Source organism: Flavobacterium frigoris PS1, assembly GCF_000252125.1.
GTDB lineage: Bacteria > Bacteroidota > Bacteroidia > Flavobacteriales > Flavobacteriaceae > Flavobacterium > Flavobacterium frigoris_A.
Genome location: NZ_AHKF01000018.1, coordinates 153,129 through 165,617, shown reverse-complemented (window position 1 = coordinate 165,617; position 12,489 = coordinate 153,129). Strand labels below are relative to the sequence as shown.

Below are 12,489 nucleotides of genomic sequence, written 5' to 3'. Positions count from 1 at the left end.
TAGCCCTTAATCAGTTTTATTTTTCTAAATTTGCAGCCTTAAAAACCTTATAAAAATAAGGTTTGCAATATAAATTTAGATGAATAATACAGCTCGTATTAAAAAAAATATTAGGTTAATCAAATTACAAAAATTAGTTATTGTTTCCGTTTTGATTGGTTTTCTTTCTGCTTTTTTGGGATTAACATTAAAAAAATTAACTGAGTATTACGAAGAAATATTCTTCAGCCAAGCGTCCTTGCATCCTTTATATATATTTATTTTCCCTGTTTTCGGACTATCAGTCATCTATTTTCTTAGGCAATATGTATTTAATAAAAAAGAGAACAAGGGAATTAGCGAAGTTCTAGAGAGTACTGGTTCTCGATCAAAAAACTTACCTAAATCTAAGATTGCGTCTCATTTTATTAATGGTTTATTGACTGTTGTTTTTGGAGGATCCACAGGAATTGAGGTTTCAACTGTTGTGGCTACAGCTACAATAGGATCAGTAGCCCAAAGAAAGCAAAATATTTTTAAACAGTATAAAACCGAATTGATCTGTGCCGGAGTGGCAGCAGGAATCACAGCACTATTTAATAGCCCTTTTGCGGGAATGTTTTTTGCTATGGAAGTTATTTCTAGAAAAGTAACACGTACTTTTTTAATCACTAATATTATTGCTGTTTCCATTGCTTTTGGACTTATTTTCTTAATCGACGAGAAGCCATTATTTGCAGTAAATATTACTACCTGGCATTTAAGAGCAATTCCTTATTTCATTTTATTAGGCATTATTGCTGGCATTAATTCTGTTTATCTAACACGTTGCGTATTATTTTTTAAAAATAATCTAAGCCAAATAAAAAGTCACTACTACAAGATTCTAATAGGATCTGTAATATTAAGCTGTTCTTTATTTTTCTTTCCGCAACTATTTGGAGAAGGATATCATGCCCTAAAAATGATTTTCATGAATCCGAATGAAGTAAAATTATCTTCTAGCTTATTATATACCTTTATAGGAATCATTCTTTTAAAACCGATTGTCACCTCAGCCACACTATTTTCGGGAGGTGACGGAGGTGTTTTTGCGCCAAGCGTTTTTATCGGGGCTTTTTTGGGCTTATTTGTAGCGTTACTTTTAAACACCTATCTGAAAGCAAATATAATCCCTGTTAACTTTATGGTATTAGGAATGGCTGCACTTTTGAGTGCCAGTATTCACGCCCCATTTACAGCAATATTCTTGATTTGTGGTTTAACCAATGATTATACTTTATTCCTGCCTATTGTACTTGTTTGCATTATTTCAAAATATACCGCAAAACTGATTTATCCACATTCTGTATATTCCTACGCTGCTAGTGTAGCAAAATAATATTTTATGCCTACCGAAAAAATTAAAAGAAGTTATCGTAAGACCAAATACATACTTTATAAAGAAACGTTAGTTAATTTTAGAGAAAAATTTTGGTCGTTTGTTGGTTCCTTTATAGGGATTGGGACTCTTGCATACTTACAATCACAAATGCTTCCAGATTCTGATGTACTATTTCTTATAGGATCTTTTGGCGCGTCCTCTGTTTTGATTTATGGCATTATACAAAGTCCGCTAGCACAACCTCGAAATTTGATTGGTGGTCACGTTATATCAGCAATTGTAGGAGTAACTGTCGCTAAATTTGTTCCTGACATCTTATGGTTAGCAGCAGCCTTATCCGTTTCATTTTCTATTATTCTAATGCAACTGACAAAAACATTGCATCCTCCTGGAGGAGCTACCGCTTTGATAGCAGTAACCGGATCCGCACAAATAAAAAATTTAGGATATTGGTATGTTATTTCACCTGTACTTAGCGGAGTATTAATTCTTCTGGTTGTTGCCTTAATTTTTAATAACATGACGGTAAACAGGTATTACCCTATCCATGGAAAATACCACAAGTTCAGAAAAATAATACATAAATCCCTTAACAACAAATAATTATAATTCGATATAATCACTGATGTTTTATTTTTATTCGAATAATTAAAACGTAGCAATCCCCATTATTGCTGTTTTAAATTGGCATATCTATAAATAGTTGATTCCGTTCTTTATAAATGCATACGCAAAAATCTTATCAACAAATCTAGAATCTGTGCTGAAAGTTCGGGATGAAATATAAAATTAAATTTTACCTTTGACCTTTCATTAAAAACAAAGATTATGGTTTACAAATTCAGAGTAATTCTAGATGCAGAAGAAGATATATTCAGAGATATTGCAATACTTGCAGATGACACTTTAGAAGATTTACATAACGCAATATTCAATTCCTTTGGTTTTGACGGTATGGAAGTAGCCTCGTTTTACACTTGTGATGAAACATGGAACCAGGAAGATGAAATTTCGCTTTTTGATACCGGCGATGTTATTGGGGAGCAAAAAACGATGAGCTCTTACCAATTATCAGATCTATTAGATGCTGAAAACACAAAAATTATCTATGTATATGATTTCATTAATATGTGGACATTCCTAGTTGAATTGGCCGCGGTTGAAGAACAAGAAGTAGGGAACTTATATCCCGAAACTTTATTTTCTCATGGAGAAATGCCAGATGAGGCAATGGAAAAAAACTTTGAAGCTGACAATGCTGATGATTATGCAAATGACTATGAAGACGGTTTAGATGAAGATGATTTAGATATGTTTGAAGGTGACGATAGTTTTGAAGACTTTGGATTTGAGGAGAATTGGAATTAAAATAGAAAAAAATAAGAATAAAGAGCCAAGATTAAAGACTTCTCTATTGTCTATGATCTTGGCTTTTTCATCTAAAAAAATAAAATACAAAAATGATCAACTTATTTAATACACACATCGAGACGCTTTCTATCCATAGAGTAGGAAATAAAAGTCGCAATGAAGCTATTTTTTTGTCAGAGCAGCCATTTAGCCTTCAGGATGAAATTGTGCCACTTATCAAAGAATTTTTCTTAAAACCTTTCAGAGAAAAAGAGGAAAACTACTATCAGTTTGCTCATGAAGTAGATTTGGATTATAACGACATGTATAAATTTGCTACTGAAATTTTTGAGAACCCAGCTAGTTTACATGAAGGCTCAAAAAAAATTACGCAACATTTATATGAACAGTCAAATCATCCTCACATCAAGAATGGTGAAGTTTACGTTAGTTATTTGACCAATGTGAATATTGACAACAACGTTGTAGATGCCATTGGAATTTTTAAAAGCGAATTGCAAGCAGACTTTTTACAATTTGAAGAAAAAGGAACACATCTAGAAATGATATTGCAACAAGGGATTAACCTTAGCAAATTAGATAAAGGATGTATTATTTTCAATCATAAAATAGAGGAAGGTTACAAAATACTAACTGTTGACAGTAACAGATACGATGCACGTTATTGGCTAGAACATTTTCTTTCGGTTGATGCCTTTGAAGATGAAAATTTCATCACAAAGAAATACTTAAAATTCTGTCAGAATTTTGCTAAAGATGTTGTTTTTCCAGCGGAAGATAAGAAAGAGGAAGTGATGTTCATGAACCGCTCAGTGAATTATTTTGCTAAAAATGACCAATTCGAAGAAACCAATTTCCTGAATGAAGTTTTAGACAATCCAGATTTAATTCCAGAATTCAAAAATTATAAAGTTGATAAAGGCGAAAAATACAGTATTGAGGACGTGACCTCTTTTCCAATTGCCAATGCTGCTGTTACTGATGCACGAAAATCGATCAAAAACATCATTAATCTAGATACACACATTCAGATTAAAATGGATTTTATCAATCCTGAAAGTGCTGAAAAGTTTGTAGAAAAAGGATGGGATGAGGAAAAGCAAATGTATTATTACTTGGTTTATTTCAATAAAGAAGAGAAATCTTAAAATCAGAATTTACGATATCAAAGACCCTCAATTAGTAAAACAGTTGAGGGTCTTTTATGTTTTAATCAAAATTAAAGATTAAAAAATATTTGCTTAATTATAAGATATTTATTATAATTTAATACTTTTAGTGCTTTTAATCGATTTTATTAGTCGTTTTAACGAAATTATTCTATGTTTGTGATCCCAAATCTACCTAAACAACTATTATATGTTAAACATTAATTAGTTGATTTTTTATTAAGAAATATAAAATTGATCTGATAGTTCGAGTTACTCTCAAAGTTCAATTTTTTAAAAATTTTGCCCCAAATTTTTAAACTCTAATTAGTAATACTAGTTAGAGTTTTTTTATTTCAAAATTATCCCTCATCTACCTATATATAAATTGAGTTTATCATTAAATTTGTATCTTAAGCAACCGCTATGATAAACATTAATCTTTTCAAAGAAAGTCCATTTAGAACCCAAATCTCATTTCACAAATTGATTGAGTCTTTGGAAGAAATTGCTTTGTCTGATATAGATTATAGATCCAATTATGCAAAAGCATTATTAAAAGAAATTGAGCATTTACCAGAGTTTAGAACTGGTATAGAAGACTTATCGATTATTGAAAATAATAAGACACTAATTAAGTACTTGTTGGCTGACTTGTTTCCAACAGCATTGACAAAAAATGAAATAAAGGCAGTTACCATTCCATTTCAAAATTTGACATTTAATTATTCAGAAAGATTTACCAAAATACTAAAAGAAGCTGGCGGAAATTTTGACATGACAATTAGGGATTTTGATGAGGACCAATTTTATATTGTTAGTTGTATCCTCATTTTGAATACGTATTACAAACAGCGATTTGAAATTAACAAGCCCTTATTTTATGATATTCCTGATGTAAACGGAATATTAAAGCATTACCGCATTCTTTACAATGCTGATTTCTTAGAAATAACTCCTACTGAAAAAGCAATATCGCTAACTACTGAAGACTTTGATCTTTTAATTGATAACTATGATGATATTAATTTGTGGAAACAAAAATTCCCTAAGGAGAGTTGGTCCTTAAAAGGGTTTGGTATTGTAAGTCTATTTGACGCTACTACAGAAAGCGCTATCTCTAATTTGAAAAGCAACTTATTAAAGGCCGATAATGATCCAAATAGTAATCAAAGTACTGAGATTATTTTTAGATCCATATTTAAAATCTCTGATTTAAAAGTAGGACTTATCATTTACAATGAAGAGGAAAACAAATTCATAAAACCTCCTTTTAATAAAAATGAAATAACAAGTTACATCCTTTTTGACCGAGATGAAACTGTTACTTGCGAAAAAGCCTTTTTTGGATGTTCTTTAAATATACTATTAGACGAAAAAAAACCATTCACAATTTCAAACGTAGAAAAATTCTCTACTATAGCAGGAAATGAGGAGCTGGGCAAACATTTACTAAAGCAAAATATTAAAAGCTGCATTCTTGCACCTGTACTAAAAAACAATAAGCTACTTGGAGTTATAGAATTAGTTTCTTCAAAAGAAAGAGCACTAAATAGTGTTAATGCAAACAATCTAGACCTTTTATTGCCTTACGTGGTAGATACATTAGAACGTTACAATATTGATTTACAAAACCAAATAGAAGCTGTAATTCAGAGAGAATATACCGCAATACATTCAAGTGTGTATTGGAAATTTAAGAACGAAGCCGAAAAATACTATAGAACTAACGACCCTAGCAAAGACTATATTTTTAAAGAAATAGTTTTTAAAGAAGTGTATCCTTTATATGGCCAAATAGACATTAAAGGTTCTTCACAACATAGAAACGGCACTGTAAAAGAGGATCTTAAAAATCAATTAAAATCTTTACTTGCCATTTTTGAAAGTTTGAAATCCACTAGTCCGCTCTCTTTATTGGAACAACGAAAATTTGAAATGAAAACGTATCTTAAAGAGCTCGAACTAGAATTAAAAGCAGATACAGAACAACAAATTCAGAATTATATTCAAAAAGAAATACATCCTATTTTGAAAAATTCAAAAGTTGATAGCGATTGTCAATCTTTAATTGAAGATTATTTTGAACAGCTAGATCCAAAAACAGCCCTATTTTATCATTCAAGAAAGAAGTTTGATGACGCGATGTCTATTATCAATAAGAAAATGGCCTTCATTTTAGACAAGGAACAAATTGAAGCCCAAACTATTTTTCCTCATTATTTTGAACGCTTTAAAACAGATGGTGTAGAACATAATTTATATATTGGTGCATCAATCACACCTTCACAACCTTTTGATGTGATGTATCTTAATAACCTAAGATTATGGCAATTACAAACTTTATGCAAAATGGAACTAGAGCATCATAGGCTAAAATCAATTTTGCCATATGAGCTCGATGTAACCTCTTTAATCTTAGTTTTTAGTTCTCCACTTTCTATCCGATTTAGAATGGATGAAAAACGTTTTGATGTAGACGGAACATATAATGCACGTTATGAAGTTGTAAAAAAACGAATCGATAAAGCACATATTAAGGGTACCACCGAAAGAATTGCTCAAAAAGAAAAAATAACTATCGTCTATTCTCATAGCTATGAGGAAACCGAATATTTAAAGTATATTAAATTTTTACAATTCAAAAAAATACTGGAACCTACAATAGAACAATTTGATATCGAAGAATTACAAGGCGTTTCTGGTTTAAAAGCTTTACGAATAAAAGTAGTTAATACCGAATCCTCAAATGACAAATATACTTATCAGGAATTACTAAACGAATTAAATTAAACTGTTGCAGAGTAAAAAGCTAGTACAAATGCGATAACAGAAATAATAATTCCTACCATAAAAATGTTATACGTAATTCTTAATAATCTGTATTTTTTTTCGAGTACTAAGCCCAGAAAGTACAAATCTTTAATCAACGAGTTATATAAATATTCATTGTCTTTCATCATTTCATTTACAGCCCATTCATACTCTTCGAGAGGCATTTTATAGAAATTGCCAAAAAACAACAAATTTACTTTTCTATCTTCAATGTCTTGTCGCGAAAAAACACCACTTGTAACTTTGGGACGTGTTGAAAGTATAGCGAAAATTATTGAAATCACACTAAACATCAACATAATAAATGTGGGAACAACTAAATGTGCATTGTTTACATTATCTAATTTTGGGATTAATGACGACAATGCAATTGAAATTATAATTGCATTTACAGAAAGAAGAATATTAGCCTTACTGTCAGCAATACCGCTTAACCGTGTATGATTACTTAATGTGATGCGGAACAAAGTATCAATACCACGATCTGGTTTTTTACTTTTTGATTTCTTCTTTTTATCTTTTATTATTGGTGTTTCATCCATCTCTGCTTCCATAGTTTTAATTTGATTTCGGACCAAATCTATATTTTTTTCTTTTAATAGAGTCCAATTAGCAATTGCAAAATCAGTATAATATTTATGGCAATTCATAAGTATCTTATAATTCTCATTTGCCCATTCTAAGTTACTATAAGTTCTTTTTTGAGTATTTGCCCATTCCGTTCTTAACAGTTCACATACAGTTAAATAATGAGGGCTGGCAAAGTGAGAGTAATCAGCATCTCTTATTATTTTTTCTAAAATGTTCCTTGGCACATAATCAAATGTAGTAGCTTTTATCAAACTAGAAACTTTATCAATATATTCAATAGACTTACCTTCTTCTTTAAGAAAACCGGTGACAATAGCTACACTAGAAAGCTCATGATCCTCACATCCATTGATGTAGCCTGTATCATGAAACCAAGCTGCAGTTAAAACTATTTCCCTATCAAACTGATCTAAAATCTCGTTATCACAAAGGACTTTAACAGCATTGACCACATTCACCGTGTGATTAACATTATGATAGGTAAATAAAATAGAAAGTTTATCTTTGAGTAATTTTAATACAAAACCTTCGGCTTGTTCTATAAGATCCATAAAAATTTTTATACTACTAAATTATGAAATTGTTTTCGGATAATCATTTTATTACAATTAAAACACCCGTCTTTTTTCTACTATATCTGTTCCTGTTACAATCGTGTGCCACTCACCATGCACAATACGGAAATAAGACTAAAGATAGACTGATTGCAAACGGTATTGACACCTCAAAAATTGTCCACACTTTCTTTTTAATTGGTGATGCTGGTAATAGCGACGAAGATAAAGCAAAAAAAACGCTAAATCAACTGCATGAAGAACTACTAAAATCCGATAAAAACGCTACTCTTCTTTTTTTAGGTGATAATATTTATCCTAAAGGAATGCCTAACAAAGAAGACAAGTCTAGCTACGATTTGGCTAAAACCAAACTATTAAATCAGTTAAAACTATCGAAAGGGTTTAAAGGTAAAACTATTTTTATCCCCGGAAATCATGATTGGTATAACGGAATAAAGGGTTTGAATCGACAAGAAGAGTTCGTGACTGATTATTTAAATGACAAAAAATCATTTTCACCTAGAAAAGCTTGTGCTATCGATGACGAAAAAATAAATGATTTCACAACACTTATTACAATTGATAGTCAATGGTTTTTGGAAGATTGGGATAAGACTCCTACAATGAATGATGATTGCGACATCAAATCTCGAGAAGCCTTTTTAGAAGAATTCGAAAGTCTTTTAACTAAAAATAAAGATAAAACTGTAATTGTAGCGTTACATCATCCACTAATGAGTAACGGAAGTCATGGAGGTCAGTTTTCACTAAAGAAACAGATTTTCCCGTTAGAACAAAAAATTCCGCTTCCGGTGATTGGTTCTTTACTTAATTTTATTCGTAAAACCTCGGGAATAAGCCCACAAGACATTCAAAATAAACAATACACTTTTTTTTCAAAAAGAATGAAAACGCTTTTACAAGGTCATGACAATGTTGTCGTCGTCTCAGGGCACGATCATAACTTACAATATATCGACCATGATAATATCAAACAAATTATAAGCGGTGCAGGTTCTAAGTCTGAAGCAGCCAAAGCTGTATATCCAAATGACTTTTCTTATGGAAAAAATGGTTTTGCCTCTTTGAAGGTGTATCGCAATGGTAAAACTACTGTTTCTTTCTTTGGCCAAGAAAACAATCAAAACAAACTCCTTTTTGAGAAAACTGTTTTACTGGCAAAAAAAGAAGTAGTCATAGAATATCCAAATGAATTTCCTTTAACAACGAAATCTTCTGTATATACCTCTGACATGATTACTAAAAGCAAAGCACATAATTTATTTTTAGGAACACATTATAGAAGATATTACGGCATGAAAATCGAATCCAAAACGGCAACTCTCGACACCTTATTTGGGGGATTAAAACCGGATATTGCAGGAGGAGGTCATCAATCAAAATCATTACGCCTTGTTGATAAAGACGGTAAAGAATATGTGATGCGTGCGGTAAAAAAAAGTGTGTCACGATTTTTACAAAGTGTTGCATTTAAAGACCAATATGTAGAGAAGGATTTTGAAAATACTTTTGCTGAAGATTTTTTATATGATTTTTATACCACTTCCCATCCTTTTGCGCCGCTCGCTGTTGGTGTTTTAGCAGATGCAATTGGCGTATCTCATACCAATCCAAAATTGTATTATATCCCGAAGCAAAGTAGCTTAGAAGAATTCAACTCTAATTTTGGTAATGAATTATACTTAGTTGAAGAAAGACCTTCAGAAAGTCAGATAAAGTTAAAAAGCTTTGGAACCCCTACAGACATAATAGGCACTGACGATGTGCTAGAAAAACTGATTAAAGATGAGAAATATAGTATTGATGAAAATGAATACATAAAAGCTCGCTTATTTGACATGCTTATTGGCGATTGGGACAGGCATTATGATCAATGGCGTTGGGGAGAATATAAAGAGAACGACAATATAATTTATAAACCTATTCCTAGAGATCGAGACCAAGCATTCTCAAAATACGATGGAGCGCTAATTTCTCTTTTAATGAATATTCCTGCTTTGAGACATATGCAAAGTTATAAAAAGGATATAAAAAATGTTAAGTGGTTTAATAGAGAAGCCTATCCTTTGGACTTGGCATTTTTAAAAACGGCTTCAAAAAAAGACTGGATTAACGAAGCAAAATACATTCAAGAAAACCTTTCGGATGATGCTATTGATAATGCATTCAAAAATTTACCAAAAGAAGTTCAAGATAAAACTATTTCAGAAATTAAAGAAAACTTAAAAGCAAGGAAGGCTAAACTAACTAACTATGCTTCTGATTACTACAGCGTTTTACAAAAAACGGTTTTGATTGTTGGTACCAACAAAAAAGATAAATTTATTGTCACTCATATTTCAAAAAATAAAATTGAAGTTGCCGTTTATCGATTAAAAAAAGACGGTGACGAGTTAATTTCTAAGGTTACTTATAATGATTTGGATACTAAAAAAATATGGATTTACGGTTTAGATGACGATGATGAATTTGAAGTAAAAGGACACTATAAGTCCAAAATAAATATTAGATTGATCGGTGGTCAAAACAATGATATTTACACAGTTGAAAACGGAAAAAAAATTAAAATATTAGATTTTGAGTCTAAGAACAATACATTCAATATAGATTCAAAAACTCAAAAAAAATTAAATGATAATTATGAAACGAATCTTTATAATTACAAAAAACCAAAATACAATGCCTTTTCTGGATTTCCTATGTTAGGCTATAATCCAGATGATGGCATAAAAATGGGCATAAATGCTAATTATACTATTAATCATTTCAAACAAAATCCATATACTAGAAAACATAACTTTAACGCAAATTACTATTTTGCCACAGAAGGTTTTGAATTGCTCTATAATTTATCCATCCCAAAACTCGTTGGTGCATGGGATTTTGATTTAGAAACACAATTTACAAGCCCTAATTTTGCCATTAATTATTTCGGATATGGAAATGAAACTTTGAGTAATGATGATGTTGACGGAATGGATTTTAACCGTGTTCGCATCCGAATCATTAAGGCGGCTCCACAAATAAAGAAAGTAGGTACAAATGGAAGCGCATTAACTATTCTATCTGTTTTTGAAAACATTGAAATAGATAGAACACAAGATCGATTTGTAACAACATCAAATACCGTAAATACCAACGTTTTTGAGAGTCAACAATTTGCCGGAGTTGGCTTAAAATATAGTTATGAAAATTATGACAATCCTTCATTACCAACCATTGGAATGGGGTTCTCGATAGCTGGAAGTTGGAAAATGAATCTAAGTGACACCAATCGTAATTTCCCAACGATAGAATCAAAACTTAATTTCAACCATAAAATTGACACCGAAGGAAAACTTGTTTTGGCAACACTACTAAAAGGAAAAGCCGTTTTAAACAATAATTTTGAATTCTATCAAGGCGCTACATTAGGCGGAGATTATGATTTAAGAGGTTTTAGAAACGAACGTTTTTTAGGCAAACAATCCTTTTTTCAAAGTACCGATTTAAGATGGAATATAGGACAAATCCGCGAAAGCATTGTTCCAATGAGCTATGGTCTTTTAGGAGGTTTCGACTATGGGAGAGTTTGGTTGGATGGTGAGAAATCAAACAAATGGCACCAATCCTTTGGTGGGGGATTATGGCTTAATGGTCTCAATGTAATCACAGCTAGAATTACTTATTTTAAGAGTCTAAATGATGATGGCCGAATCGCATTTGGTCTAGGGTTTGGATTTTAATTTAAGCTTATTTATACTAATTTCATAAAGCTTACCTCCTGTTTTTTTAACCCTTTCATCGGCAATTAATAAAGTCGCATTATCCTTAAAACAGATTGCCTCTTTCTGAGAATTATGCTGTAATTCAATTTCGGTTTTAATTCCAGAGAGGAAATCATCGGACGAGAAATTTTCAAAAACCCAAATCTTACTGTGGCTTAAAAGCACAACCTTGGTTTCATCAGGACTTATTGCAGCACTTGTGATTGCACAATTATCATAATCATCACAGGTCTTAAACTCCCCTATTAATTCCGCCTTGTGCGTTCCTGCTCTATTAGGAACTCTATAAATAAAAACGGTGCCATCAAATCCCTTGCTACGATTTTTTGTAAAAAGATAAAAATTACCATTCAGTTCAAAAAAACTTTCTACATCGTATAACAATTCTTTCTTTTTGGGAGGAAACTTTTTTTGTTCTGGATATGAAAATGAGATCTTGTATGCTGGACTATTATTGTCACTCTCTAGGGATTTTTTATCCATTTTGTAAATACACAAATCCTGACGCTCATTTTCATTGTTTCCAAAATCACCTATATATAAATTTCCTTCTTTATCTTTCGTGAGATCTTCCCAGTCAATGTTTTTTATATTTTTAACAGTTACTGTTTTTGCAATCATACCTCCAGAGTTTAAGGCATAAAGGATATTTGCATTTCCACTGTCTTCCAATGTCCATACCAAACTATCGTTAGTCGAGTAAACGATCCCTGAAACCTCTTTCAAGTCTTTAGGTAAAGAATAAATAGTTGTCAATAACCCCGAGGATTGTTGACACGATAACAAAACGACTGAGGTCAACAATAAAATGTAGTTTTTCATAATCAGTGTTGAGA

The 12,489-nt window shown here is 31.5% G+C and carries 8 protein-coding genes; 6 read left to right on the top strand and 2 right to left on the bottom strand.

The window, feature by feature from the left end:
* Positions 1–79: 79 nt before the first annotated feature.
* The 5 genes from HJ01_RS09440 to HJ01_RS09420 all read left to right on the top strand — a co-directional run bounded on the left by HJ01_RS09440 (position 80) and on the right by HJ01_RS09420 (position 6,675).
* Positions 80–1,360, top strand: coding sequence for a chloride channel protein (locus HJ01_RS09440; protein WP_007138157.1), 1,281 nt, complete (start codon positions 80–82; stop codon positions 1,358–1,360).
* Positions 1,361–1,366: 6 nt separating this feature from the next.
* Complete coding sequence (locus HJ01_RS09435; protein WP_007138156.1) at positions 1,367–1,966, top strand: HPP family protein; 600 nt, start codon at positions 1,367–1,369, stop codon at positions 1,964–1,966.
* A 225-nt stretch (positions 1,967–2,191) separates the two neighbouring features.
* Positions 2,192–2,731, top strand: coding sequence for an IS1096 element passenger TnpR family protein (locus tag HJ01_RS09430; RefSeq protein ID WP_007138155.1), 540 nt, complete (start codon positions 2,192–2,194; stop codon positions 2,729–2,731).
* Positions 2,732–2,823: 92 nt separating this feature from the next.
* Positions 2,824–3,882 carry a nucleoid-associated protein gene (locus HJ01_RS09425; RefSeq protein WP_007138153.1) on the top strand — a complete coding sequence of 353 codons (1,059 nt, stop codon included), beginning with the start codon at positions 2,824–2,826 and terminating at the stop codon, positions 3,880–3,882.
* A gap of 426 nt (positions 3,883–4,308) precedes the next feature.
* A complete protein-coding gene (locus HJ01_RS09420; protein ID WP_007138152.1) occupies positions 4,309–6,675 on the top strand; it encodes a GAF domain-containing protein in 2,367 nt (788 codons plus the stop codon).
* Here the strand turns inward: HJ01_RS09420 and HJ01_RS09415 are convergent.
* Positions 6,672–7,859 (bottom strand): Pycsar system effector family protein, encoded by a 1,188-nt coding sequence (locus HJ01_RS09415; protein WP_007138151.1) that lies wholly within the window; start codon positions 7,857–7,859, stop codon positions 6,672–6,674. The genes HJ01_RS09420 and HJ01_RS09415 overlap by 4 nt on opposite strands.
* Before the next feature lie 23 nt (positions 7,860–7,882).
* On the opposite strand from HJ01_RS09415, the gene HJ01_RS09410 reads away from it, so the two are divergent.
* Complete coding sequence (locus HJ01_RS09410; RefSeq protein WP_007138150.1) at positions 7,883–11,611, top strand: metallophosphoesterase; 3,729 nt, start codon at positions 7,883–7,885, stop codon at positions 11,609–11,611.
* Here the strand turns inward: HJ01_RS09410 and HJ01_RS09405 are convergent.
* Entirely contained in the window at positions 11,594–12,475 is an 882-nt protein-coding gene (locus HJ01_RS09405; protein WP_040473896.1) for a hypothetical protein, read from the bottom strand. The genes HJ01_RS09410 and HJ01_RS09405 overlap by 18 nt on opposite strands.
* Positions 12,476–12,489: the final 14 nt, after the last annotated feature.

Bases quoted from the DNA above. Each gene is read 5' to 3' on its own strand.
- HJ01_RS09440 (WP_007138157.1), top strand. From the start codon at position 80: ATGAATAATACAGCTCGTATTAAAAAAAATATTAGGTTAATCAAATTA.
- HJ01_RS09425 (WP_007138153.1), top strand. From the start codon at position 2,824: ATGATCAACTTATTTAATACACACATCGAGACGCTTTCTATCCATAGA.
- HJ01_RS09435 (WP_007138156.1), top strand. From the start codon at position 1,367: ATGCCTACCGAAAAAATTAAAAGAAGTTATCGTAAGACCAAATACATA.
- HJ01_RS09405 (WP_040473896.1), bottom strand. From the start codon at position 12,475: ATGAAAAACTACATTTTATTGTTGACCTCAGTCGTTTTGTTATCGTGT.
- HJ01_RS09410 (WP_007138150.1), top strand. From the start codon at position 7,883: ATGAAATTGTTTTCGGATAATCATTTTATTACAATTAAAACACCCGTC.
- HJ01_RS09430 (WP_007138155.1), top strand. From the start codon at position 2,192: ATGGTTTACAAATTCAGAGTAATTCTAGATGCAGAAGAAGATATATTC.
- HJ01_RS09420 (WP_007138152.1), top strand. From the start codon at position 4,309: ATGATAAACATTAATCTTTTCAAAGAAAGTCCATTTAGAACCCAAATC.
- HJ01_RS09415 (WP_007138151.1), bottom strand. From the start codon at position 7,859: ATGGATCTTATAGAACAAGCCGAAGGTTTTGTATTAAAATTACTCAAA.